The 25,801-nt window shown below is 68.6% G+C and carries 17 protein-coding genes, 3 rRNA genes and 2 riboswitches; of the genes, 16 read left to right on the top strand and 4 right to left on the bottom strand.

Features of this window, described 5'->3' with window-relative positions:
- Positions 1–20: 20 nt before the first annotated feature.
- Positions 21–1,340 (bottom strand): aminotransferase class I/II-fold pyridoxal phosphate-dependent enzyme, encoded by a 1,320-nt coding sequence (locus tag AC4BDD_RS03045; protein ID WP_490689405.1) that lies wholly within the window; start codon positions 1,338–1,340, stop codon positions 21–23.
- A 47-nt stretch (positions 1,341–1,387) separates the two neighbouring features.
- Here AC4BDD_RS03045 and AC4BDD_RS03040 point away from each other — a divergent pair, with 47 nt between their 5' ends.
- Together AC4BDD_RS03040 and AC4BDD_RS03035 are read left to right on the top strand one after the other, a co-directional pair.
- Positions 1,388–2,686 (top strand): MFS transporter, encoded by a 1,299-nt coding sequence (locus AC4BDD_RS03040; RefSeq protein ID WP_490689404.1) that lies wholly within the window; start codon positions 1,388–1,390, stop codon positions 2,684–2,686.
- Positions 2,687–2,709: 23 nt separating this feature from the next.
- Positions 2,710–3,723: a DUF8829 domain-containing protein gene (locus tag AC4BDD_RS03035; RefSeq protein ID WP_490689403.1), complete on the top strand. Its 1,014-nt coding sequence runs from the start codon at positions 2,710–2,712 to the stop codon at positions 3,721–3,723.
- 100 nt (positions 3,724–3,823) lie between these two features.
- Here AC4BDD_RS03035 and ptsP read toward each other — a convergent pair whose 3' ends face one another.
- The gene (gene ptsP, locus AC4BDD_RS03030) at positions 3,824–5,494 is read right to left on the bottom strand and encodes a phosphoenolpyruvate--protein phosphotransferase (protein WP_490689402.1); all 1,671 of its coding nucleotides are present in this window, start codon (positions 5,492–5,494) and stop codon (positions 3,824–3,826) included.
- A 77-nt stretch (positions 5,495–5,571) separates the two neighbouring features.
- Positions 5,572–6,021, bottom strand: a complete 450-nt coding sequence (locus AC4BDD_RS03025; protein WP_490689401.1) for a PTS sugar transporter subunit IIA — start codon at positions 6,019–6,021, stop codon at positions 5,572–5,574.
- A gap of 542 nt (positions 6,022–6,563) precedes the next feature.
- Here AC4BDD_RS03025 and AC4BDD_RS03020 point away from each other — a divergent pair.
- The 13 genes from AC4BDD_RS03020 (at position 6,564) to AC4BDD_RS02960 (ending at position 22,181) form a co-directional block, all read left to right on the top strand.
- Positions 6,564–8,091, top strand: a 16S ribosomal RNA gene (locus tag AC4BDD_RS03020).
- 288 nt (positions 8,092–8,379) lie between these two features.
- A 23S ribosomal RNA gene (locus AC4BDD_RS03015) occupies positions 8,380–11,503 on the top strand.
- A gap of 78 nt (positions 11,504–11,581) precedes the next feature.
- Positions 11,582–11,698, top strand: a 5S ribosomal RNA gene (gene rrf, locus AC4BDD_RS03010).
- Together the 16S, 23S and 5S rRNA genes form the textbook arrangement of a ribosomal RNA operon.
- 134 nt (positions 11,699–11,832) lie before the next feature.
- Positions 11,833–12,441 carry a cardiolipin synthase ClsA gene (clsA, locus tag AC4BDD_RS03005; RefSeq protein ID WP_490689400.1) on the top strand — a complete coding sequence of 203 codons (609 nt, stop codon included), beginning with the start codon at positions 11,833–11,835 and terminating at the stop codon, positions 12,439–12,441.
- A gap of 113 nt (positions 12,442–12,554) precedes the next feature.
- Positions 12,555–15,050, top strand: a complete 2,496-nt coding sequence (locus AC4BDD_RS03000) for a sugar phosphate nucleotidyltransferase (RefSeq protein ID WP_490689399.1) — start codon at positions 12,555–12,557, stop codon at positions 15,048–15,050.
- A 132-nt stretch (positions 15,051–15,182) separates the two neighbouring features.
- Complete coding sequence (locus AC4BDD_RS02995) at positions 15,183–16,115, top strand: DUF881 domain-containing protein (RefSeq protein ID WP_490689398.1); 933 nt, start codon at positions 15,183–15,185, stop codon at positions 16,113–16,115.
- Positions 16,112–16,444 (top strand): small basic family protein, encoded by a 333-nt coding sequence (locus AC4BDD_RS02990; protein WP_197987533.1) that lies wholly within the window; start codon positions 16,112–16,114, stop codon positions 16,442–16,444. The genes AC4BDD_RS02995 and AC4BDD_RS02990 overlap by 4 nt, the downstream gene beginning before the upstream one ends.
- A 5-nt stretch (positions 16,445–16,449) precedes the next feature.
- Positions 16,450–17,427: a DUF881 domain-containing protein gene (locus AC4BDD_RS02985; protein ID WP_490689397.1), complete on the top strand. Its 978-nt coding sequence runs from the start codon at positions 16,450–16,452 to the stop codon at positions 17,425–17,427.
- Between the two features lie 61 nt (positions 17,428–17,488).
- Complete coding sequence (locus tag AC4BDD_RS02980; RefSeq protein WP_490691630.1) at positions 17,489–18,403, top strand: double zinc ribbon and FHA domain-containing protein; 915 nt, start codon at positions 17,489–17,491, stop codon at positions 18,401–18,403.
- Between the two features lie 45 nt (positions 18,404–18,448).
- Positions 18,449–19,204: a transcriptional regulator FtsR gene (gene ftsR / locus AC4BDD_RS02975; RefSeq protein ID WP_490689396.1), complete on the top strand. Its 756-nt coding sequence runs from the start codon at positions 18,449–18,451 to the stop codon at positions 19,202–19,204.
- A 53-nt stretch (positions 19,205–19,257) separates the two neighbouring features.
- Positions 19,258–19,731 (top strand): bifunctional nuclease family protein, encoded by a 474-nt coding sequence (locus tag AC4BDD_RS02970; RefSeq protein ID WP_197987530.1) that lies wholly within the window; start codon positions 19,258–19,260, stop codon positions 19,729–19,731.
- Between the two features lie 170 nt (positions 19,732–19,901).
- Positions 19,902–20,519, top strand: coding sequence for a MerR family transcriptional regulator (locus tag AC4BDD_RS02965; protein ID WP_490689395.1), 618 nt, complete (start codon positions 19,902–19,904; stop codon positions 20,517–20,519).
- Between the two features lie 66 nt (positions 20,520–20,585).
- On the top strand, positions 20,586–22,181 hold the full coding sequence (locus AC4BDD_RS02960) for a DNA polymerase IV (RefSeq protein WP_490689394.1): 1,596 nt from the start codon (positions 20,586–20,588) through the stop codon (positions 22,179–22,181).
- On the opposite strand, the gene AC4BDD_RS02955 is transcribed toward AC4BDD_RS02960, so the two are convergent.
- Positions 22,157–22,474 carry a PRC-barrel domain-containing protein gene (locus tag AC4BDD_RS02955; RefSeq protein ID WP_490689393.1) on the bottom strand — a complete coding sequence of 106 codons (318 nt, stop codon included), beginning with the start codon at positions 22,472–22,474 and terminating at the stop codon, positions 22,157–22,159. The two genes, AC4BDD_RS02960 and AC4BDD_RS02955, sit on opposite strands and share 25 nt — an antisense overlap.
- A gap of 141 nt (positions 22,475–22,615) precedes the next feature.
- Positions 22,616–22,723, top strand: a riboswitch (glycine riboswitch).
- A riboswitch (glycine riboswitch) is annotated at positions 22,724–22,848 on the top strand.
- 61 nt (positions 22,849–22,909) lie between these two features.
- Here AC4BDD_RS02955 and gcvP point away from each other — a divergent pair.
- A complete protein-coding gene (gene gcvP, locus AC4BDD_RS02950) occupies positions 22,910–25,795 on the top strand; it encodes an aminomethyl-transferring glycine dehydrogenase (RefSeq protein ID WP_490689392.1) in 2,886 nt (961 codons plus the stop codon).
- Positions 25,796–25,801: the final 6 nt, after the last annotated feature.

Below are 25,801 nucleotides of genomic sequence, written 5' to 3'. Positions count from 1 at the left end.
CAAGCCCCCCACTCGCGGCCCTACCCCCCATACGTGGCCTGCGCCTCCCCCAACACCCCCGCGAAGTCCTCCGCCAGCCGCACCGCCTCCTCCGGCAGCAGCCCCGCCGTGGTGATCCGCACCCCCGGCGCCGACGCGATCCGGAAGCGCGCCCCGGCTGCCACCCACCACCCGCGGCTGCGCAGTCCGTTGACCACCGCCGCCTCATCCCGCACGGGCACCCACACATTCAGCCCGCCCGCGCCGTGCGCAGTCACCCCACGGGCCGCCAGCTCCGCGATGAGCGCGGTGCGCCGCCGCGCATAGGCCACCCGCGCCCGGCCGACCAGCTCGTCCATCGCCGGATCCGCCATCAGCCGGGTCACCGTCTCCTGAAGCACATGGCTCACCCAGCCCGAGGTGAGCAGGAGCCGCCCATCGTGCCGGGCCAGCGTCGTGGCGTCGCAAGCCAGCGCGGCCCACCGCAGGTCGGTGCCGAGGTACTTGGTGACCGTACGAAGCTGTGCCCACCGCGGCAGGCCGCTGGTGGTGAGCGTGTGCAGCGGCGCCCCGGCGATGTCCGCGGCGTAGTCGTTCTCGATCACCAGCACATCCGGGGCCGCCCGCACCACCGCCACCAGGTCGTCGCGGCGCCGCTCGGAGAAGCAGCCGCCGTAGGGGTTCTGGGCCCGCGGGCTGCAGATGACGGCTCGCGCGCCGGCCCGCAGCGCGGCCCGCAGCGCCTCCGGCCGCATCCCCTCGTCATCGACGGCCACCGGCAGGCTGCGCAGCCCCAGGGCGGCGATCAGGTCCAGCAGATGGTGGTAGCCCGGGTCCTCCATCGCCACCGCGTCCCCCGGCCGCAGCTCGATCGCGAGCAGCCGCGCCACGCAGTCCAGCGCGCTGTGCGCGAAGGTCACCTGCCCGCCCGGCACGCCGTCGGCTTCGAACCAGGCCCGGGTCAGCTCCTCCAGCCGCGCGAGCCGCGGCGTCGACCGGTGTGAGCGGGCGCCGGGGGAGAGCCGGGCCGGCGGCAGCAGGGCCGGCAGGAACGCCGGGTCCGGGTGGCCACCGGCCAGGTCACGCACGCCGTCCGGAACCGGCGGCGGCCGCCGGGAGGCGACCGCCGGGGCCGCCGCGACGACCGTGCCGCCGCGCCCCTGAGTGACGACGATGCCGCGCTGCCGGAGCTCCTTGTAAGTGGTCGCCACGGTGCCGGGGCTCACCCCGAGCCGCTCGGCGAGGCGGCGTACCGGCGGCAGGGCGGAGCCGGGCGGCAGCGCGCCCTCCGCCACCCCGCGCTCGATGGACGCGGCAATCCCCTTGGCGGTGGTACCGGTGATCTCATATTGTGTCGCCACAGAGAAGAATATGTATCAATACAAAAATTCTGTCAAGGGGGGACCAGGTGAGCCGGCCATCCAGCCTCACCGCATTCCGCGCCCGCATCCCCGGCGGCCGCGACGGCCGCCGGATGCTCGTCGTCGCGCTCGTCGACCGGATCGGCTCCGGACTCTGGGGAGCGACCGCAGCCCTGTACTTCACCTACGTCGCCGGGCTCACCGCCGCCCAGATCGGCCTGCTCCTCGCCGTCGCCGGCGCCATCGGCATAGCCGGCCCGCCACTCGCCGGACACCTCGCCGACCGGGTGCCGCTGCGCCCCCTGCTCTGCACCGTCCAGGCCATCCGCGCCATCGCCTCCCTTTCCCTGCTGACCACGACAGACCTGCGCCTGCTGCTCGCCATCACCGCTCTCGGCAGCCTCGGCGACCGGGCCTCCTCGGTGCTCACCAAGCTCTACGCCACCCGCGTGGCCGGCCCCGACCGAGCCCGCTACCAGGCCATCAACCGCACCGTCGCCAACCTCGGCTGGGCCATCGGCGGTCTCGCCGCGGCGGGTGCCCTCACCATCGGAACCGCGACCGCCTACCGGGCCATGCTCATCGGCGACGCCCTCTCCTTCGTCGCGGCCGCGCTCATCACCCTCACCTGCCAGGAACCGCCCTCAGCCGCACGCGTCGTCACCACCGGCCCCCGCACCACCTCGGAAGTCCCGGACCAGCCCGCCGAGCAGCCCGACCGCACCCCCACCCCCTGGCGCGACCGCACCTACCTCCTCTACTCGGCGACCGAGGCCGTGCTCATGCTGCACGACTCCTTCTTCAAGATCGGGCTGCCGCTGTGGATCGCGACCGCCACCGACGCGCCACACGGCCTGATCCCGCTGCTGCTCGTCCTCAACAACGTGCTGGTAGTCCTCTTCCAGGTGCCGTTCGCCCGCTTCGGCGCCACCCCTGACGGCGCACGCACCGCCCTGCGGCCCCTCGGCGCGATCTTCCTCGCCGGAGCCGGCGCACTCGCCGCCTCCGTCCTCGACCCGGGCTGGCTCGCGATCGGCGCACTCACCCTGGCCGCCACCGCCTTCACCGTCGCGGAGATGCTGCACTCCACCATCTCCTGGGAACTCTCCGTGGCCCTCGCCCCCGTCCAGGCCCAGGGGGCCTACCTCGGCGTGCACAGCCTCGGCGGGGCGGTCCAGCGCAGCGCCGGCCCGCTCGCGGTGACCGGGGCCATCGCCCTCGGACCGATCGGCTGGCTCGGGCTGGGCGGCGCGCTCCTCGCCACCAGCTGCGTCCAGCGCCGACTGGTCCGCGACCGCCTCGCCACCCCGCTGTCAGTGCCCCCGGTTACGGTGAGTGAGCACTGATCACCGCGCACCGAGGGGGAGGCATGGCGCCCGTCAACAACGCCCGCAGGAACAGCCGCAACAGCAAGAACGGCAGAAACAACAAGAACAGCAAGAACGGCAGGAACCCCTGCCCGAAGAAGGCCCGCCGACGACCACGGACCGCACGCGGACACGCCCGGCAGGCGCTGCGCCGCGAAGTGCCGAGCACGGTGGCCGTGCTCGTGGACGAGGAGGATTTCGCGGCCATGCGCCGCTACCGGTCCTTCGCCTTCGACGATCACGCCACCTATCTGCGGCAGGTGCAGGGGCTGCTGCGGGACCTGGCCGCCCGCGAGGTGCACACCACCGTCGCCCTCTTCGACCCCGTGCGGTACGCGGAGTTCTGTGCGGACAACCGCCTCGACCCGGACACCGCCGACAGCCGCACCCGCTACGTCGCCCGGGTCGCGGCCGCCGGCGCCACGGTGACGTACGCGGGCCAGCCCGTCGACGACCTGGTGCCCGAGCTCCTCGACGCGGTCACCCGACAAGTGATCCGGGAATCGGCCACCGAGCTGCTCGTCCGCGCCGGAGACTGCCCGGACTGCGGCACCGACCTCGGGGACGTGGCCTTCCGCCGTGCCGCGACGCTGTTACGCAAGCTCCTCGACGCGGCCGGCCCCGGACTCCACCACCTCGCGTGCAGCATCCCGGCAGCGGAGCCACCGCTGCTCGCGGCGTTGCACGCGGAGATTCCGCGGACGGCCGCGGGCACGGCCGGGGCGCCCCGGCTGGTCGAGTCCGAAGCACTGGATTTCAGCACCGTGCTCGCCGCCGGCATCGTCACCGAGACCGCCGGAGGCGTGGTGATGCGGACCATGGCCGACGGCATGCCGGAGACCGTCCGTGGCTGGGCGCTGAGCGGCGGCTGGCTGCGCCCGCTCACCGAAGCGGAGGTCTTCGCCGCCTACTGCACCGACGCGGAGACCGGCGAACCCGTCCCACCCGAGCACGGCGTGGAGCACCGCGCCGGATACCCGCTCACCCGCCCCCGGGAAGAGCACGGGCACCGCTAGCACAGGGCCACCACCGGAAGGGGGCGCGAAGCCGGAAAACGAGGGCAGGACAAAGGGGCGCCCCGGACACCGGGACGCCCCTGACCTGAAGCCGACGGGCTCACTCGCCGGACAGCACCGCCTGCGCGGCCCGCCGGGCCTCGTCGGCGGTGTCCGCCGCGCGCGCCGCCGCGGCGGCCCGCTCGCACTGGGCGAGCGTGTGCTTGGCCAGCGTGGACCGCACATAAGGAATGGACGCGGCGCCCATGGAGAGGCTGGTGACCCCCAGGCCGGTCAGCACACACGCCAGCAGCGGATCGGCCGCCGCCTCGCCGCACACACCACAGCTCTTGCCCTCGGCGCGCGCCGCCTCGGCCGAAGCCGCCACCAGGTCCAGCAGCGCGGGCTGCCAGGGGTCCTGCAGCCGCGACACCGCGCCGACCTGCCGGTCGGCGGCGAAGGTGTACTGCGCCAGGTCGTTCGTGCCCAGCGACAGGAACTCCACCTCCTGGAGAATCGAGCGCGCCCGCAGCGCCGCCGACGGGATCTCCACCATCGCGCCGAACTTCGCCCGCAGCCCGGCCTCCCGGCACGCGTCCGCGAAAGCCTTGGCGTCGATCCGGTCCGCCACCATCGGCGCCATGACCTCGAGGTAGACCGGCAGCCCCTCGGCGGCCTTGGCCAGTGCGGTCAGCTGGGTCCGCAGCACCTCGGGATGGTCCAGCAGGGTACGCAGGCCCCGCACACCCAGCGCCGGGTTCGGCTCGTCCGCCGGAGTCAGGAAGTCCAGCGGCTTGTCCGCGCCCGCGTCCAGTACCCGCACCACCACGCGGCCCTCGGGGAAGGCCTCCAGCACCTGGCGGTAGGCGTCGATCTGCTTCTCCTCCGACGGCGCCCGCTGGCTGTCGTCCAGGAAGAGGAACTCCGTCCGGAACAGACCGACACCCTCGGCGCCCGCCTCCACCGCGGCCGGCACGTCCGCCGGACCGCCGACATTGGCCAGCAGCGGCACCTTGTGACCGTCCGACGTCGCGCCCGGCCCGGACGACGCGGCGAGCGCGGCCTTCCGCTCCTCGGCCGCCTTCGCCAGCTCGGCCCGCTTGTCCGCACTCGGCTCCACATGGACATCGCCGGTGCTGCCGTCGACCGCGACCACGGTGCCCTCGGCCAGCTCACAGGCGCCCGGCAGCGCCACCACCGCCGGCACCCCCAGGGCGCGGGCGAGGATCGCGCTGTGGCTCGTCGGCCCGCCCTCCTCGGTGACGAAGCCCAGCACCAGCGTCGGGTCCAGCAACGCCGTGTCGGCCGGCGCCAGGTCCCGGGCGATCAGCACATACGGCTCGTCGCTGTCCGGCACACCGGGCATCGGCACACCCAGCAGCCGCGCCACGATGCGGTTCCGCACGTCGTCCAGGTCGGCAACCCGCCCAGCGAGGTACTCGCCGGCACCGGCCAGCAGCGCCCGGTAGGCGGCGAACGCGTCGTACACCGCGCGCTCCGCGGTGCTGCCCACCGCGATACGACGGTCCACATCCGCCATCAGCTCGGGGTCCTGCGCCATCATCGCCTGCGCCTCGAGCACGCCCTGCGCCTCACCGCCGGCCAGGTTGCCGCGCGCGATCAGATCGGCCGACACCGCCTCGACGGCCTGCCGCGCCCGCCCCTGCTCGCGCGGCGCCTCATCCGCGGGGATCTGCCTCGCCGGCGGCTCCAGAACCGCCGTACCCATGTGCCGCACCTCGCCGATCGCCACCCCGTGGCTCACGCCGACGCCTCGCAGCGTTGTCTCCATTGCACCCGTCTCCGGATCGTTGCGGCGGATGCCCGCCGCGGTGGTTGTCGTCGGTGCCGTCAACGACGGCGGTGGCGTCACTGCCAGGTGAAGAGCGCGTCGCCGGTCTTCAGCTCGCCGTCCTCGCGCAGCTCACCGAGGCCCTCGGCGGTGGCCTCCAGCGCCACGACCGGGCAGACCGGCGACTTGCCGGCGGCCTCGACCGCGGCCGGGTTCCACCGGACGATGGCGTCACCGCGCTGGACGGTGTCGCCCTTGTTGACGAGCAGCTCGAAGCCCTCGCCGTTCAGCTGCACGGTGTCGATGCCGAGGTGCGTCAGCACCCCGTGCCCTTCTCCGTCGACGACGACGAAGGCGTGCGGGTGGAGCGAGACGATGACGCCGTCGACGGGAGCGACGACGGTCGAGGGCTCGCGCTCGGGGTCGATCGCGGTACCGGGCCCCACCATCGCGCCGGAGAACACCGGGTCGGGCACTGCCGCGAGGCCGATGGCGCGTCCGGCAAGCGGGGACGTCACGGTGGTCATGGGAAGCCTCCCAGGGGGTGGGGTTTCGACTGACCAGAAGAGTAAGCCACAGGAGTAGACCATTCCCGCACAGCCGGACCGCAGCGGGCCGGACGGGCCCTCCGCGCCGATTTGCCTCCCCCTCAGCGGCGCTGTAATGTCGTACTCCTGCCCCGGGAGATGCGCCACGGACTGAACGCCGTGAGTGGTCGACCGGAGGCGGCACTCCTCAGATCTAGATCCAGAACTCGGATCCGCTTCTGCGTGTTCGCAGAAAATCGGCGGTAAGAGAGCGGGAAATAGCCTGATAGAGTGTGAAACACCGAAGGGAAGCGCCCGGCGGAAACCCGAGAGGGAATCCAAAGGAAGCGTCCGTTCCTTGAGAACTCAACAGCGTGCCAAAAGTCAACGCCAGATATGTTGATACCCCGTCTCCGGGCCTGATGGTCTGGGACGAGGTTCCTTTGAAGAAAAAAACACAGCGAGGACGCTGTGAACCGAGGGGACTATTCCTCTCCTTGGTTCCGCTCAACGCGAGTGTGCAACCGGATTACCGGTAAACATTCACGGAGAGTTTGATCCTGGCTCAGGACGAACGCTGGCGGCGTGCTTAACACATGCAAGTCGAACGATGAACCCGCTTCGGTGGGGGATTAGTGGCGAACGGGTGAGTAACACGTGGGCAATCTGCCCTGCACTCTGGGACAAGCCCTGGAAACGGGGTCTAATACCGGATATGACCACTGACCGCATGGTTGGTGGTGGAAAGCTCCGGCGGTGCAGGATGAGCCCGCGGCCTATCAGCTTGTTGGTGGGGTGATGGCCTACCAAGGCGACGACGGGTAGCCGGCCTGAGAGGGCGACCGGCCACACTGGGACTGAGACACGGCCCAGACTCCTACGGGAGGCAGCAGTGGGGAATATTGCACAATGGGCGAAAGCCTGATGCAGCGACGCCGCGTGAGGGATGACGGCCTTCGGGTTGTAAACCTCTTTCAGCAGGGAAGAAGCGAAAGTGACGGTACCTGCAGAAGAAGCGCCGGCTAACTACGTGCCAGCAGCCGCGGTAATACGTAGGGCGCGAGCGTTGTCCGGAATTATTGGGCGTAAAGAGCTCGTAGGCGGCTTGTCGCGTCGGATGTGAAAGCCCGGGGCTTAACCCCGGGTCTGCATTCGATACGGGCAGGCTAGAGTTCGGTAGGGGAGATCGGAATTCCTGGTGTAGCGGTGAAATGCGCAGATATCAGGAGGAACACCGGTGGCGAAGGCGGATCTCTGGGCCGATACTGACGCTGAGGAGCGAAAGCGTGGGGAGCGAACAGGATTAGATACCCTGGTAGTCCACGCCGTAAACGTTGGGAACTAGGTGTGGGCGACATTCCACGTTGTCCGTGCCGCAGCTAACGCATTAAGTTCCCCGCCTGGGGAGTACGGCCGCAAGGCTAAAACTCAAAGGAATTGACGGGGGCCCGCACAAGCGGCGGAGCATGTGGCTTAATTCGACGCAACGCGAAGAACCTTACCAAGGCTTGACATACACCGGAAACATCCAGAGATGGGTGCCCCCTTGTGGTCGGTGTACAGGTGGTGCATGGCTGTCGTCAGCTCGTGTCGTGAGATGTTGGGTTAAGTCCCGCAACGAGCGCAACCCTTGTTCTGTGTTGCCAGCATGCCCTTCGGGGTGATGGGGACTCACAGGAGACTGCCGGGGTCAACTCGGAGGAAGGTGGGGACGACGTCAAGTCATCATGCCCCTTATGTCTTGGGCTGCACACGTGCTACAATGGCCGGTACAATGAGCTGCGATACCGCGAGGTGGAGCGAATCTCAAAAAGCCGGTCTCAGTTCGGATTGGGGTCTGCAACTCGACCCCATGAAGTCGGAGTCGCTAGTAATCGCAGATCAGCATTGCTGCGGTGAATACGTTCCCGGGCCTTGTACACACCGCCCGTCACGTCACGAAAGTCGGTAACACCCGAAGCCGGTGGCCCAACCCCTTGTGGGAGGGAGTCGTCGAAGGTGGGACTGGCGATTGGGACGAAGTCGTAACAAGGTAGCCGTACCGGAAGGTGCGGCTGGATCACCTCCTTTCTAAGGAGCACAGCACCGTCTGCGAGCGAATGTCTCGCACGGTCAGCTCATGGGTGGAACGTTGACTACTCGGCAGGATCGTCTGATCCGTCTTCCTAGTACTGCTCTTCGGGGCGTGGAACGGGATGCGGGGATGGGGATTGTGTCGGGCACGCTGTTGGGTGTCTGAGGGTGCGAGCGTTTGCTTGCCCTTCAAACGCCGGCCCCAGTGCACTCCGGATGTTTGGTTCGGGGGTGATGGGTGGCTGGTCGTTGCTTGAGAACTGCACAGTGGACGCGAGCATCTGTGGCCAAGTTTTTAAGGGCGCACGGTGGATGCCTTGGCACCAGGAACCGATGAAGGACGTGGGAGGCCGCGATAGGCCCCGGGGAGCTGTCAACCGAGCTTTGATCCGGGGGTGTCCGAATGGGGAAACCCGGCAGTCGTCATGGGCTGTCACCCATACCTGAACACATAGGGTATGTGGAGGGAACGCGGGGAAGTGAAACATCTCAGTACCCGCAGGAAGAGAAAACAACCGTGATTCCGGGAGTAGTGGCGAGCGAAACTGGATGAGGCTAAACCGTATGTGTGTGATACCCGGCAGGGGTTGCGCATGCGGGGTTGTGGGAGTGAGCTTCAGTCGTCTGCCGGCGGCTGGGCGAGTCAGAAACCGTATGGATAGGCGAAGGACATGCGAAAGGTCCGGCGTAGAGGGTAAGACCCCCGTAGCTGAAATCTGTACGGCTTGCTTGCTTATTTCCCAAGTAGCACGGGGCCCGAGAAATCCCGTGTGAATCTGGCGGGACCACCCGCTAAGCCTAAATATTCCCTGGTGACCGATAGCGGATAGTACCGTGAGGGAATGGTGAAAAGTACCGCGGGAGCGGAGTGAAATAGTACCTGAAACCGTGTGCCTACAAGCCGTGGGAGCGTCGCATGCAAGCTTGCTTGTATGTCGTGACTGCGTGCCTTTTGAAGAATGAGCCTGCGAGTTTGCGGTGTGTTGCGAGGTTAACCCGTGTGGGGAAGCCGTAGCGAAAGCGAGTCCGAATAGGGCGATGTAGTAGCGCGCTCAAGACCCGAAGCGGAGTGATCTAGCCATGGGCAGGTTGAAGCGGAGGTAAGACTTCGTGGAGGACCGAACCCACCAGGGTTGAAAACCTGGGGGATGACCTGTGGTTAGGGGTGAAAGGCCAATCAAACTCCGTGATAGCTGGTTCTCCCCGAAATGCATTTAGGTGCAGCGTCGTGTGTTTCTTGCCGGAGGTAGAGCACTGGATAGGCGATGGGCCCTACCGGGTTACTGACCTTAGCCAAACTCCGAATGCCGGTAAGTGAGAGCGCGGCAGTGAGACTGTGGGGGATAAGCTCCATGGTCGAGAGGGAAACAGCCCAGAGCATCGACTAAGGCCCCTAAGCGTACGCTAAGTGGGAAAGGATGTGGAGTCGCAGAGACAACCAGGAGGTTGGCTTAGAAGCAGCCACCCTTGAAAGAGTGCGTAATAGCTCACTGGTCAAGTGATTCCGCGCCGACAATGTAGCGGGGCTCAAGCGTACCGCCGAAGTCGTGTCATTGCAGTACATACCCCCAACGGGGACTGTGATGGGTAGGGGAGCGTCGTGTGCCGGGTGAAGCAGCGCCGGAAGGTAGTTGTGGACGGTTCACGAGTGAGAATGCAGGCATGAGTAGCGATTCACACGTGAGAAACGTGTGCGCCGATTGACTAAGGGTTCCTGGGTCAAGCTGATCTGCCCAGGGTAAGTCGGGACCTAAGGCGAGGCCGACAGGCGTAGTCGATGGACAACCGGTTGATATTCCGGTACCCGCTTTGAAACGCCCAATATCGAGCCCATTAATGCTAAGGCCGTGAAGCCGCCTCTGATCTCTTCGGAGTGAGGGGGAGTGGTGGAGCCGCTGATCCAAGGTGGTAGTAGGTAAGCGATGGGGTGACGCAGGAAGGTAGTCCAGCCCGGGCGGTGGTTGTCCCGGGGTAAGGGTGTAGGCCGTGTGGTAGGCAAATCCGTCACACGTTAAGGCTGAGACCTGATGCCGAGCCGATTGTGGTGAAGTGGATGATCCTATGCTGTCGAGAAAAGCCTCTAGCGAGTTTCATGGCGGCCCGTACCCTAAACCGACTCAGGTGGTCAGGTAGAGAATACCGAGGCGTTCGGGTGAACTATGGTTAAGGAACTCGGCAAAATGCCCCCGTAACTTCGGGAGAAGGGGGGCCATTTCCGGTGATGGAATTTACTTCCTGAGCTGGGGGTGGCCGCAGAGACCAGCGAGAAGCGACTGTTTACTAAAAACACAGGTCCGTGCGAAGCCGTAAGGCGATGTATACGGACTGACGCCTGCCCGGTGCTGGAACGTTAAGGGGACCGGTTAGCTCTGTTTCGACGGGGCGAAGCTGAGAACTTAAGCGCCAGTAAACGGCGGTGGTAACTATAACCATCCTAAGGTAGCGAAATTCCTTGTCGGGTAAGTTCCGACCTGCACGAATGGCGTAACGACTTCTCGACTGTCTCAACCATAGGCCCGGTGAAATTGCATTACGAGTAAAGATGCTCGTTTCGCGCAGCAGGACGGAAAGACCCCGGGACCTTTACTATAGCTTGATATTGGTGTTCGGTTCGGCTTGTGTAGGATAGGTGGGAGACTGTGAAGCATGCACGCCAGTGTGTGTGGAGTCGTCGTTGAAATACCACTCTGGTCGTGCTGGATGTCTAACCTGGGTCCGTGATCCGGATCAGGGACAGTGTCTGGTGGGTAGTTTAACTGGGGCGGTTGCCTCCTAAAGGGTAACGGAGGCGCCCAAAGGTTCCCTCAGCCTGGTTGGCAATCAGGTGTTGAGTGTAAGTGCACAAGGGAGCTTGACTGTGAGACCGACGGGTCGAGCAGGGACGAAAGTCGGGACTAGTGATCCGGCGGTGGCTTGTGGAAGCGCCGTCGCTCAACGGATAAAAGGTACCCCGGGGATAACAGGCTGATCTTCCCCAAGAGTCCATATCGACGGGATGGTTTGGCACCTCGATGTCGGCTCGTCGCATCCTGGGGCTGGAGTCGGTCCCAAGGGTTGGGCTGTTCGCCCATTAAAGCGGTACGCGAGCTGGGTTTAGAACGTCGTGAGACAGTTCGGTCCCTATCCGCTGTGCGCGTAGGAGTCTTGAGAAGGGCTGTCCCTAGTACGAGAGGACCGGGACGGACGAACCTCTGGTGTGCCAGTTGTTCTGCCAAGGGCATGGCTGGTTGGCTACGTTCGGGAGGGATAACCGCTGAAAGCATCTAAGCGGGAAGCCTGCTTCGAGATGAGGACTCCCACCTCCTAGAGAGGGTAAGGCTCCCAGTAGACGACTGGGTTGATAGGCCAGATATGGAAGCCGGGTAACCGGTGGAGTTGACTGGTACTAATAGGCCGAGGGCTTGTCCTCAGTTGCTCGCGTCCACTGTGTTAGTTCTGAAGTAACGAATTCGCCTTTGCTGGCTGGAGTTCGATATCTTCATAGTGTTTCGGTGGTCATTGCGTTAGGGAAACGCCCGGTTACATTCCGAACCCGGAAGCTAAGCCTTTCAGCGCCGATGGTACTGCAGGGGGGACCCTGTGGGAGAGTAGGACGCCGCCGAACAATTTTTCTCGCTCTGGTGGGGACTTCGGTCCCCGCCAGAGCCTTTTTGCGTTCCCAGGGGGTCTGTGCGGCCCCGCTCACCGGTACCGGTAAGGTCAGGGGGCATCGTTGGCACGTTCACAGGAGGCCCCCGGGTGGAGGTCCAGGAGACGCGCGTACAGACCGACCGCGTCCTCACCATCCCGAACATCCTCAGCATGGCCCGCCTTGTCGGCGTACCGCTTTTCCTGTGGCTGATTCTTCGGCCCGAGTTCGGCGGTCCGAAGAGCGACGGCTGGGCTCTGCTGGTGCTGGCGCTCAGCGGAGTCAGTGACTATCTGGACGGGAAGCTCGCCCGCCGGTGGAATCAGATCAGCAGCCTCGGCCGGCTCCTCGACCCGGCCGCCGACCGGCTCTACATTCTGTCCACCCTCATTGGTCTCACCTGGCGGGAGATCCTGCCGGTCTGGCTGACCGCGGCCCTCCTGGCACGTGAACTGGTGCTGCTGGTGATGGTGGGAATCCTCCGCCGGCACGGATATCCGCCGCCCCAGGTGAACTTCCTCGGCAAGGCCGCGACGTTCAACCTCATGTATGCCTTCCCGCTGCTCCTCCTGAGTGACGGAAGTGGCTGGGTGCACTCACTCGCTGCTATTTTCGGATGGGCATTCGCCGGATGGGGTACGACGCTGTACTGGTGGGCAGGAATCCTCTACGTGGTTCAGGTCCGTCGGCTGATCAAGGCGGAGGCCACGGCCGACTGAGCGCGCCGGAGTAGCGGCCCAAGCGGAGGCCGGATGTCCCCACGGTATTCGTGGGCCGTCCGGACGGGGGCAGTCGGCATCACCGTCGTCTCTTCGAGGAGGACGCTTCCGACATGAAGGCCGTCGTGATGGCTGGTGGCGAAGGCACGCGGCTTCGCCCCATGACGTCAAGCATGCCCAAGCCGCTGCTGCCGGTAGCCAACCGGCCGATCATGGAGCACGTTCTGCGGCTGCTCAAGCGGCATGGGCTGACCGAGACCGTGGTGACCGTCCAGTTCCTGGCCTCGCTGGTCAAGAACTACTTCGGGGACGGCGAGGAGCTCGGCATGGAGCTGACCTACGCCAATGAGGAAAAGCCACTCGGCACCGCCGGGAGTGTGAAGAACGCCGAGGCGGCCCTGAAGGACGACGCCTTTCTCGTCATCTCGGGCGACGCGCTCACCGATTTCGACCTCACCGAGCTGGTCAATTTCCACAAGGAAAAGGGCGCGCTGGTCACCGTCTGCCTGACCCGTGTACCCAATCCGCTGGAATTCGGTATCACGATTGTCGACGAACAGGGCCGGGTGGAACGCTTCCTGGAGAAGCCGACCTGGGGCCAGGTCTTCTCGGACACGGTCAACACCGGCATCTATGTGATGGAACCCGAGGTCTTCGACTATGTCGAAGCCGATGTCCCCGTGGACTGGTCCGGAGACGTCTTCCCGCAGCTCATGAAGGAAGGCAAGCCGATCTACGGCTTCGTCGCCGAGGGCTACTGGGAGGACGTCGGCACCCACGAAAGCTACGTCAAGGCGCAGGCCGACGTACTCGAAGGCAAGGTCGACGTGGACATCGACGGCTTCGAGATCTCGCCCGGAGTGTGGGTCGCCGAAGGCGCCGAAGTGCACCCGGATGCCGTACTGCGCGGCCCGCTCTACATCGGCGACTACGCCAAGGTGGAGGCCGACGTCGAAATCCGCGAACACACCGTCGTCGGCTCGAACGTCGTCGTGAAGAGCGGCGCCTTCCTCCACAAGGCAGTCGTCCACGACAACGTCTACATCGGGCAGCAGAGCAACCTCCGCGGCTGCGTCATCGGCAAGAACACCGACATCATGCGCGCCTCACGGATCGAGGACGGCGCCGTCATCGGTGACGAGTGCCTGGTCGGTGAAGAATCGATCGTCCAGGGCAACGTGCGGGTCTACCCCTTCAAGACCATCGAGGCCGGCGCGTTCGTCAACACCTCGGTGATCTGGGAGTCGCGCGGCCAGGCTCAGCTGTTCGGCGCGCGGGGCGTGTCCGGCATCCTCAATGTGGAGATCACCCCGGAGCTCGCGGTGCGGCTCGCCGGAGCGTATGCCACGACCCTGAAGAAGGGCGCGACGGTCACCACGGCCCGTGACCACTCCCGGGGTGCGCGAGCGCTCAAGCGCGCCGTGATCTCCGCCCTCCAGGCCAGCGCGATCGACGTGCGCGACCTGGAGAACGTGCCGCTGCCCGTCGCCCGCCAGCAGACCGCACGCGGCAGCGCCGGCGGCATCATGATCCGCACCTCGCCCGGTGTGCCCGACTCCGTGGACATCATGTTCTTCGACGAACGCGGTGCGGATCTCTCCGCGGCCGGTCAGCGGAAGCTGGACCGGGTGTACGCCCGGCAGGAGTACCGCCGCGCCTTCCCCGGTGAGATCGGCGACCTGAGCTTCCCCTCCAGCGTCTTCGACTCGTACACCGGCGCACTGCTGCGGGCCGTGGACACCAGCGGAATCGCGGACGCGGGCCTGAAGGTGGTCGTCGACGCCTCCAACGGCAGTGCCGGACTGGTGCTGCCCAGCCTGCTCGGCCGGCTCGGCGTGGACGCGCTCACCATCAACCCGGGACTGGACGAGGCACGGCCGACCGAGACGCCGGACGACCGCCGCTCGGGGCTGGTGCGGCTCGGCGAGATCGTCGCGTCCGCGCGGGCCGCGTTCGGCGTGCGCTTCGACCCGGTCGGCGAGCGGCTCTCCCTGGTCGACGAGAAGGGCCGCATCGTCGAGGACGACCGGGCCCTGCTGGTGATGCTCGACCTGGTGGCCGCCGAGCGGCGCAGCGGCAAGGTGGCGCTGCCGGTGACCACGACGCGGATCGCCGAGCAGGTCGCGGCCTACCACGGCACCCAGGTGGAGTGGACCACCACCTCCCCGGACGACCTGACCCGGGTGGGGCGCGGCGAGACCACCATCTTCGGGGGCGACGGGCGCGGCGGCTTCATCATCCCCGAGTCGAGCAGCGTCTTCGACGGGGCGGCCGCGTTCGTCCGGCTGATCGGGCTGGTGGCCCGCACCCAGCTGACGCTCAGTCAGATCGATGCCCGGATTCCGCGCGCCCATGTGCTGCGCCGGGACCTGGCCACCCCCTGGGCGGTGAAGGGGCTGGTGATGCGCCGGGTCGTCGAGGCCGCCGGAGACCGGTCGGTGGACACCACCGACGGCGTTCGCGTGGTGGAGGCCGATGGCCGCTGGGTGATGGTGCTGCCCGACCCGGCCGAGGCGGTCACCCACCTGTGGGCGGAAGGGCCGGACGACGCCTCCGCGCAGGCACTGCTGGACGAGTGGTCCGAGGTCGTGGACAGCGCGGGCCGGTGAGCGGCGGACCGGGCGGCGGCGGCCGCCCGGTCCCCTTCCCGATGAGCGCGGCGCGCCGGTCGGCCTGCCCGGATCCGGCGCGCCGGTGGGGCCATTGGGTGACCGCGCCCGCGACGTGCGACGATGTGCGGCATGCCGCAGCAGCCGCCCGATCGGAGCACCGCGTCCCCGCGCCCCCGCCCGCGGCCCGACGCGTCCATGTCGCTGCTGACCAACGTGATGGACCACAGCCTCGACGACGGATACGCCGAGGCCGCCGCGCGACGTGGCACCGCCGACCGGCAGGGTCTGCCGCGCACCGTGCGGGCCAAACTGGGACTGGCTCTGGGGCTGGTGCTGGTCACCATCGTGGTGACCATCGGAGCGGTCGAGGCGCGGATATCGGCGCCCACCCTCGCCAAGGAACGCGAAGAGCTCATCGACCGGATCGAAGCGGACACCGCGGACGTGGACGACCTCGAGCAGAGCGTGGACACCCTGCGCGACCAGGTCGGCGAGATGCAGCGCAAGGCGCTCAAGAAGTACGGTGGCGACCGGGCCGAACTCGTCGCGCTGCTCGCCGGGGCGACCGAGGTCACCGGCCCCGGGGTGAAGTTGGTCGTCGACGACGCGGAGGCGGCCGACCAGGGTGGCGACGGCCCCCGGGAGAGCAATGGATTCTCCGACACCGGGCGGGTCCGCGACCGCGACCTGCAGCGGATCGTCAACGGTCTGTGGGAGTCGGGCGCCGAGGCGATCGCGGTCAATGGCCAGCGGCTGACGGCCTTGTCGGCGATCAGGGCCGCCGGTGACGCCATACTGGTCGACAACAAACCGCTCGTGCCGCCCTATACGGTACTGGCGGTGGGGGACGGAGAGCGGCTGCGCTCCGCCTTCCAGGAGAGCGCGGACGGGCAGTATCTGCAGGTGCTGCGGGACAACTACGGCATCGACGCGAGCATTTCCGCCGAGGACGAGGTCCGGCTGCCGGTCGCGCCGAGTCTGATCGTACGGACCGCAGAGCCGATCGACGGTGCCGCCGGAAAGGGTGGCTCGGACACAGGGAAGGGCACAGGCACATCGTGATCGCCGTTTTGGGCCTCATCGTGGGAGTCGTGGTCGGACTCGTCGTCCGCCCGGTGGTGCCGACGGAGATCGAGCCCTACCTGCCGATCGCCGTCGTCGCGGCGCTGGACGCGGTGTTCGGCGGCTTGCGTGCCATGCTGGACGGCATCTTCGACGACAAGGTCTTCGTGGTGTCGTTCCTCTCCAACGTGGTGGTGGCCGCGCTGATCGTCTTCCTCGGCGACAAGCTCGGCGTCGGTGCGCAGTTGTCCACCGGCGTCGTGGTCGTGCTGGGCATCCGGATCTTCTCCAACGCCGCCGCGATCCGTCGGCACGTCTTCCGGGCGTGAGGCCGATGAACGAGGGGAACACCCCGGACCGAGGCGGGGAGAACGCGCCGAACGGCACGAACGGCACGAACGGGGCGAACGGTCCGGCGCCGTCCGCGTCCGGTGGGCGCCCCGAGGGGGAGGTGCCGCAGGGTCCGGCGCTGCCGCCCCGGCCTCCAGGCCCCCAGGCGCCTCAGGAGCCCCAGGAGGCGCCCAGTGGCCCGTCCGGCGGCCGTGGTGACCAGCCGGCCGAACGGGCAGGGCGGGAGGTCGCCGGCCCGCCCGTGACCGGGCGCCAGCGGCTCGTGGCGAGCCTGTGGCCGCCGCGCGTGACCCGCGCCCAACTCATCGTCGCCCTGTTGCTGTTCGTCCTGGGGCTGGGGCTCGCCATCCAGGTGCGGTCGACGAACGAGAACAGCGTGCTGCGCGGTGCCCGGCAGGAGGATCTGGTGCGGATCCTGGACGAACTGGACAACCGCACCCAGCGGCTGGAGGACGAGAAACAGCGGCTGGAGAGCCAGCGCACCGAGCTGGAGACCAGCTCCGACCAGGCCGAGGAAGCCCGGAAGCAGACGCTCCAGAAGCAGCAGCAGCTGGGTGTGCTCGCGGGTACCGTGGCCGCTCAGGGTCCGGGCATCGAGGTCATCATCCGCGACTCGACAGGCGCGGTGGAAGCCGACATGCTGCTCGACGCCATCCAGGAGCTGCGTGCCGCGGGCGCCGAGGCGATCCAGGTGAACGATGTGCGGGTGGTCGCGAACACGTACCTCACGGACACCGGGGGTGGCGTGGAGGTCGATGGACAGAAAGTCACGCAACCCTATGTGTTCAAGGTGATCGGCAAGCCGGAGGACCTGGAGGCGGCGCTGAACATCCCGGGCGGTGTCGTGCAGACCCTGAAGAAAGAGCGGGTCAACGCGGACATCCGGCGTTCGCAGCGGATCGTCGTGGACGCCTTGCGGCAGGCGAAGCGGCCTGACTACGCTCGGTCGTCATCGCGATGAGGCGGGGAGGCATGACGCGATCTTGGTCAACGCGTGAAGTTCTGGGGGGTCGAAGCACCAGATCAGTGGTGCGTGGTGGAAACTGTCTGACGGTCACGGACGTTGTGAGGGTGTCCGGGTCGACCGGTGTGTGTATCGAGGCTTACAGCGAGGGTTTGTCCTGCCCCACGGGCGGGTCTGTTTCGGTCAAGGGGAATCGCCCGTGAAGTTGTTCGGGAAGTTGTTCGGCAAGAGTGCGCGTCAGGACGGTGGCAGTGGCACCGCCCGCCACCGCGCCCCGCGCGCCGCTGAAGGCAGCGGCGTCGATGAGGAGCAGCGCCCGCTGTTCCGTGACCAGGTCGGCTCCCAGGGTGCCGACATGCCGGCCGGCGGTCCCGCCGGTGCCGGCCGCATAGGTTTCCAGGAAGCTCCGGCGGCGCGTGCGGGCGGAGGCCACGGTCTGCCGGTCTGTCCCCGGTGCGGCCACCAGAACACCGAGGCCAGCCGCTTCTGCTCCAATTGCGGCACGCCGCTGCGCGGCGGCGGGTCCTCCGAGCGCGCCTCGGAGACGACCTCGACCATCTCCATCTCCGGTCTGGAGGCGTACGACTCCGAGGTGACCGGGCAGACGCAGCTGCCCTCGCTCTCCCCGGAGGCGCAGGCCGCCGTCGATGCCCTGCCGCTCGGCTCGGCACTGCTGGTGGTCCGCCGGGGCCCGAACTCGGGAAGCCGATTCCTGCTGGACAGCGAGCTGACCACGGCCGGCCGCCACCCGCAGAGCGACATCTTCCTGGACGACGTGACGGTCTCGCGCCGCCACGTGGAGTTCCGGCGCGGTCCGGATGGCCGCTTCACCGTCGCCGACGTGGGCAGCCTCAACGGGACGTACGTCAACCGGGAGCCGATCGACGCGGTCCCGCTGAACACCGGTGACGAGGTCCAGATCGGCAAGTACCGGATGGTCTTCTACGCGAGCCAGCGAGGCGTCGGTATCTGACCCTCCCCGGACCTGTGTCCGGGGGGACCCCACAGGGGAAGGTCCATGCTGCAAACACCGTCGGGCGGCACCGGTTCCGGTGCCGCCCCCTCGGGGCGCCGCCCGATGAGCATCGGCACGGTGCTCAGCCTGCTGCGGGACGAGTTTCCCGAGGTCACCATCTCCAAGATCCGTTTCCTGGAGGCCGAGGGCCTGGTGGAGCCGCAGCGGACTCCCTCGGGCTACCGGAAATTCACCGAGCAGGACGTGGCGCGGCTCGCCCACGTCCTGCGGATGCAGCGCGACCACTATCTGCCGCTGAAGGTCATCCGGGAGCATCTTCAGGCGTTGGAGCGCGGCGAGCAGGTCCCGCTGCCCGCCGCGTCCGGGCCGCCAGCCCGGGAGCTGCTGGACGGTGCCGCGATGGACGCCGTGGAGCCGGAGCCGCGCACGGTGACCCGGCTGGGCCGGGCCGAGTTCCTGGCGGCCACCGAGGCCGGCGAGGACGAGGTGGCGGAGTGGGAGTCATACGGGCTGATCGGCCAGGGCGCGGACGGCGAATACGACGCCGGGGCGGTGACGATCGCGGGCCTGGTAGCCGATCTCGGCCGTTTCGGGCTGGAACCGCGCCATCTGCGGTCCGTCAAGGCTGCCGCGGACCGGCAGGCGGACCTGGTCGAACAAGTGGTCGCGCCCCTGCGACGGCACCGGAATCCGCAGACCAGAGCCCATGCGCAGGCCACCACACGGGAAATCGCCGCGCTGACCCTCCGGCTGCACGCCGCCCTGCTGGAGGCGGCCCTGCGAGCCCGTCCGGACTGACCGAAGACCGGCCCGACTATCCAAACCGGCCGCGCACGTCCTAGGGTTGCTGTGTGAACGAGCTCGACGTCGTGGGTGTCCGGGTGGAAATGCCCTCCAACCAGCCGATCGTGCTCCTGCGTGAAGTGGGAGGCGATCGCTACCTCCCCATTTGGATCGGACCGGGGGAGGCGACCGCGATCGCCTTCGCCCAGCAGGGCATGACCCCTGCGCGACCACTCACCCACGACCTGTTCAAGGACGTACTCGAAGCCGTGGGCCAGCAGCTCACCGAGGTCCGGATCACGGACCTGCGGGAAGGCGTCTTCTACGCGGAACTGGTGTTCGCCAGCGGTGTCGAGGTCAGCGCCCGTCCCTCGGACGCCATAGCGCTGGCCCTGCGCACCGGGACGCCGATCTACGGCAGCGACGGGGTGCTGGACGACGCGGGCATCGCCATCCCGGACGAGCAGGAGGACGAGGTGGAGAAATTCCGCGAGTTCCTCGACCAGATCTCGCCGGAGGACTTCGGCACGAGCAGCCAGTGAGCTGTTTCTCGCCCCTCCACGCACGGGCATTCGAGTAGCCTTTCCCACAAGACAGTCACGGGAAACCACCCTCAGGGTGATTATCACTCGGCGTGCCGAGTGTGGCGATCGTTGACGCACCCCGAGTGACTGCCTACCTTCGAGTGGGCAGGTCAAGGACGGAGGTCGGCGTGAGAAGCACCGGCGACGGCACGGCGGCCGGCGGTCCGTATCCGCTCCAGGGGGGCGCACCGGCCGAGGCGGCTCCCAGGCATCGGGTCACGGCCCAGGCAGGCCCCCGGCATGAGCGGGCCTCCGGAATCATCGGATATCGCGGCCCCACCGCATGCGCGGCCGCGGGCATCACCTACCGCCAGCTGGACTACTGGGCGCGCACCGGACTGGTGGAGCCCAGTGTGCGGCCCGCCTACGGCTCGGGCACCCAGCGGCTGTACAGCTTCCGGGACGTCGTCGTCCTCAAGATCGTCAAGCGGCTGCTGGACACCGGCGTGTCCTTGCAGAACATCCGCACGGCGGTGCAGCACCTGCGCACCCGCGGCCTGGACGACCTGGCGCGGATGACGCTGATGAGCGATGGCGCGACCGTTTACGAATGCACTTCCCCCGACGAGGTCGTGGCACTGCTCCAGGGCGGCCAGGGCGTCTTCGGAATCGCCGTCGGCGTGGTCTGGCGGGACGTGGAGAGCGCGCTGGATGAGCTGCACGGCGAGCGCATCGACACCGGCGAGACGCTGATCGGCCACAACCCGGCGGACGAGCTGGCGCGGCGGCGCAACCGGGCCGGCTGACGGCGCCCGCACCGCCGCGGGCGGCCTCCCGTCGAATGTCAGTGCCATGCGGCAGCATCGGTAGCTGTGAGGGCCACACCGACGATCCTGCATCTGGACATGGATGCCTTCTTCGCCGCGGCGGAGCAGGCGGCCAAGCCCAGCCTGCGCGGAAAGCCGGTCATCGTCGGCGGGCTCGGGCCGCGCGGTGTGGTCGCCACCGCCTCCTACGAGGCGCGGGTCTTCGGGGTGCGCTCGGCGATGGCCATGGCCCAGGCGCGCCGGCTCTGCCCGAACGCCGCCTATCTCACCCCGCGCTTCTCGCTGTACCGCGAGGTGAGCGGGCGGGTCATGGAGCTGCTGGGCGCACTGTCGCCGCTGGTGGAGCCGCTCAGTCTGGACGAGGCGTTCGTGGACCTGGAGGCGGGCGGCGTCGCCGGCGACGCCGTGGCGGCCCGCGCGGTGGGGGAACGGCTGCGGGCCGACATCCGGCAGGCCACCGGGCTCACCGGCTCGGTGGGGCTGGCGGGCTCCAAGATGCTCGCCAAGATCGCCTCCGAGCAGGCGAAGCCGGACGGCCTGGTCGTCATCGAGCCCGGCACCGAGCGGGAGCTGCTCGGCCCGATGACCGTGCGCACCCTGCCCGGCGTCGGCCCGGCGACCGGGGAGGCGCTGCGCCGGGCGGGCATCCACACGGTCGCCGAGACCCGGGACGCGGGCGAGGCGGAGCTGGTCCGGCTGCTCGGCAGGGCCCACGGCTCCTCGCTGTATGCGATGGCGAACGGATGGGACGACCGCCCGGTCGTCGCGGAGCGGGAGTCGAAATCCGTGTCGGTGGAGGACACCTTCGACGTCGACCTCACCGACCGGACCCGGGTGCAGCTGGAGATCGACCGGCTGGCCGAGCGGTGTGCCCGTCGGCTGCGCGGTGCCGGGCGGTCGGGGCGCACGGTGGTGATCAAGGTGCGGCGGTACGACTTCTCCACGCTCACCCGCTCGGAGACGCTGCGCGGCCCGACCGACGATCCCGCGGTGGTGCGGGAGGCCGCCGCCCGGCTGCTCGAGCAGGTGGACACCACCGCCGGGGTGCGGCTGCTGGGCGTGGGCGTCACCGGCCTCGCCGACTACACCCAGGAGGACCTCTTCGCGCAGGCCGCCCAGGCCGCACAAGCCGTGCAGGTTGCTCAGGTCGCGCACGCCGCGGCGGGTGATCCGCGGGCGACCGGGGCCGCTCCGGCTGCCGCCGGAGCCGAGGCCGCGCCCTCCGCACATGCCGCGGGCACCTCTGAGAGCAGCCAGGACGCCCTGTCCGCTCCGGTCGGCACGTCGATACCGGGGTCGGCTCCGGTGGCGGCGCAGGAGGCCGCTGAGGCGTTCGGAGAAGCGGGCCGCACGCGGCGCTGGCTGCCCGGCTCCGACGTGCGGCACACCGAGTACGGCGACGGCTGGGTGCAGGGCAGCGGGGTCGGCCGGGTCACCATCCGCTTCGAGGGCCCGTGGTCGGCGCCGGGCCGGGTGCGTACCTTCGCCGTCGACGACCCTCGGCTGGAGCCGGCCGATCCGCCCTCCATCCTCGCCCCGACCGGGCCGCACTCGGCCCCGTCGCCCGCCCCGCCGCCGTCCCCGCCGGGGCGCGTCCAGGCCCCGGCGGACGGCGGTCAGCCGGCCACGTCCAGCCCGTAGTGGTGGTAGAGCTGAAGCTCCTGCTCCGGTGAGAGATGGCGGCCCACCCCGAAATCCGGGGCGTCCTTGATCAGACGCCGCTCGAAGGGCACCCGCAGGGCGTCCTCGACGAGCTCGCTCGGCCCCAGCGGCACGAACACATCGCGGCTGAACAGGCCGGTGCGCACCGCCGCCCATTCCGGCTCGCCGGTCGCGTCGTCGAGATACACCTCGTCCACCGTGCCCAGCCGTGTCCCTTCCTGGTCGAATGCCTTGCGCCCGATGAGATGGCGCGGATCGATGTCGGTCTGCACGGTCCCTCCAGCTGACGGCAATGGCTCCCCGTGACACCTACGAAAAGCCAGAACGGTGCAAAAGGCCACTTGAGCGCGGTGCCCGGGGGTTCCCGGCCCGGCCCCGGCGAAACCGGCGCTGGTAGGCTGGCCAGTGGCTGCAGACCCCATGCGGGAGAGTCCTTCGTCGAGATCCCCGGAGATCGTCGGAGGCGCCGAAGGAGCAAATCCTCCCCGGAATCTCTCAGGCACACGTACCGTGCGGGCGAGGTCACTCTGGAAAGCAGGGCGGGACTTGGACGAGCACCACTCCGGGACCCTTCCTCACCGACGGTGAAAGCCGGGTCGCCCGCGGCCCGGTGAAGCTCTCAGGTTGAGATGACAGAGGGGGAGGCCGTCCGGGTACCCGCGCCGTGGTGCCCCTCGCAGGTCGCAACGACCAGGAGGCCTCCGCAGATGACCGCCAACCGCATCTCCCTCGCAGCGCTGGAGCGCGGCATTCCGTTCGCCCAGCGCCATATCGGTCCCGACGACGAGGCCCAGGCCAAGATGCTCGCCCAGGTGGGCTTCGGGTCCCTTGACGAACTCACCCAGGTCGCCGTCCCCGACGTCATCAAGAGCACCGAGGCGCTGCGGCTGCCCGAGGCCCGTACCGAGGCCGAGGTGCTCGCCGAACTCCGCGGCCTCGCCGACCGCAACCAGGTCCTCGCCCCCATGATCGGCCTGGGCTACTACGGCACCTTCACCCCGCCGGTCATCCTGCGCAACGTCATGGAGAACCCGGCCTGGTACACCGCCTACACGCCCTACCAGCCGGAGATCTCGCAGGGTCGTCTGGAGGCGCTGCTCAACTTCCAGACCGTCGTCGCCGACCTGACCGGGCTGCCCACCTCCGGTGCCTCGCTGCTCGACGAGGGCACCGCCGCCGCCGAGGCCATGGCGCTGTCCCGCCGGGTCGGCAAGGTCAAGGACGGCGTGTTCCTGATCGACGCCGACTGTCTGCCGCAGACCATCGCGGTCATCGAGACCCGCGCCGAGCCGACCGGCGTCGAGGTGGTCGTCGCCGACCTCTCCGAGGGCATTCCCGCCGAGATCGCCGAGCGCGGCGTCTTCGGTGTGCTGCTCCAGTACCCGGGCGCCTCCGGTGCGGTCCGCGACCCGCGCGCCGTCATCGAGCGGGCGCACGAGCTGGGCGCGATCGTCACCGTCGCCGCCGACCTGCTCTCCCTCACCCTGCTGACCTCGCCCGGTGAGCTGGGCGCGGACATCGCGGTCGGCTCCTCCCAGCGGTTCGGTGTGCCGATGGGCTTCGGCGGCCCGCACGCCGGTTTCATGGCCGTCCGCGACGCCTACGCCCGCAGCCTGCCCGGCCGCCTGGTCGGTGTGTCCGTCGACGCCGACGGCGACCTGGCCTACCGGCTGGCGCTGCAGACCCGCGAGCAGCACATCCGCCGCGAGAAGGCCACCAGCAACATCTGCACCGCGCAGGTCCTGCTCGCGGTGATGGCCGGCATGTACGCCGTCTACCACGGCCCGGAGGGGCTGGCCGGCATCGCCCGCCGTACCCACCGGTACGCCGCGGTGCTCGCCGCCGGTCTGCGGGCTTCAGGCGTCGAGGTGGTGCCCGGAGCGTTCTTCGACACCCTCACCGCGCGGGTGCCCGGCCGCGCCGCCGAGGTCGTGGCCGCGGCCCGCGAGGCCGGGGTCAACCTGCGACTCACCGACGCCGACCACGTCGGCATCGCCTGCGACGAGACCACCACCCGCGCGCAACTGGCCGCCGTGTGGACCGCCTTCGGTGTGAGCGGCGACGTCGACGCGCTGGACGCGGCCACCGAGGACGCGCTGCCGGCCGCGCTGCTGCGCACCGACGCGTACCTCACCCACCCGGTCTTCCACCAGCACCGCTCCGAGACCGCGATGCTGCGCTACCTGCGCCGCCTCGCCGACCGGGACTACGCGCTGGACCGGGGCATGATCCCGCTCGGCTCCTGCACCATGAAGCTCAACGCCACCACCGAGATGGAGCCGGTCACCTGGCCGGAGTTCGGCGCGCTGCACCCCTTCGCGCCGGTCGAGCAGGCCGAGGGCTACCTGACGCTCATCCACGAGCTCGAGGAGCGGCTGGCCGAGATCACCGGCTACGACAAGGTCTCCCTCCAGCCCAACGCCGGTTCGCAGGGCGAGCTCGCGGGTCTGCTGGCCGTCCGGGCGTACCACCGGGCCAATGGCGACGAGCAGCGCACCGTGTGCCTGATCCCCTCCTCCGCGCACGGCACCAACGCCGCCAGCGCCGTGATGGCCGGCATGAAGGTCGTGGTGGTGAAGACCGGCGAGGACGGCGAGGTGGACACCGCCGACCTGCACGCCAAGATCGACAAGCACCGCGACGAGCTGGCCGTGCTGATGGTCACCTACCCCTCCACGCACGGCGTGTTCGAGGAGCACATCACCGAGATCTGCGCCGCCGTGCACGAGGCCGGCGGGCAGGTGTACGTGGACGGCGCCAACCTCAACGCGCTGGTGGGCCTGGCCGGGCCGGGCAAGTTCGGCGGCGACGTCTCGCACCTGAACCTGCACAAGACGTTCTGCATCCCGCACGGCGGCGGCGGCCCGGGCGTCGGCCCGGTCGCGGTCCGCGAGCACCTGGCCCCCTACCTCCCCAACCACCCGCTGCAGCCGACCGCCGGTCCGGCCACCGGTGTCGGGCCGATCTCGGCCGCGCCGTGGGGCTCGGCGGGCATCCTGCCGATCTCCTGGTCGTACGTCCGGCTGATGGGCGGGGAGGGCCTCAAGCGGGCCACCCAGGTCGCGGTGCTGAGCGCCAACTACATCGCCAAGCGCCTGGAGCCGCACTACCCGGTGCTCTACACCGGCCCCGGCGGCCTGGTCGCGCACGAGTGCATCATCGACCTGCGCCCGCTCACCAAGGCCACCGGTGTGACGGTCGACGACGTCGCCAAGCGGCTGATCGACTACGGCTTCCACGCGCCGACGATGTCCTTCCCGGTGGCCGGCACGCTGATGATCGAGCCGACCGAGAGCGAGGACCTCGCCGAGCTGGACCGCTTCTGCGAGACGATGATCGCCATCCGCGAGGAGATCGAGAAGGTCGGCTCGGGGGAGTGGGCCAAGGACGACAACCCGCTTCGGAACGCGCCGCACACCGCGGCCGCGCTGGGCGGCGAGTGGACGCACGGCTACAGCCGCGAGGAAGCGGTCTTCCCGGCCGGGGTCTCGGCCGCCGACAAGTACTGGCCGCCGGTGCGCCGTATCGACGGTGCCTTCGGCGACCGCAACCTGGTCTGCTCCTGCCCGCCGCTGGAGGAGTACGACGCCTGATGCGGG

It is taken from the genome of Streptomyces sp. JLBT605, assembly GCF_058215555.1.
This window is presented reverse-complemented; position numbering and strand designations above follow the sequence as displayed.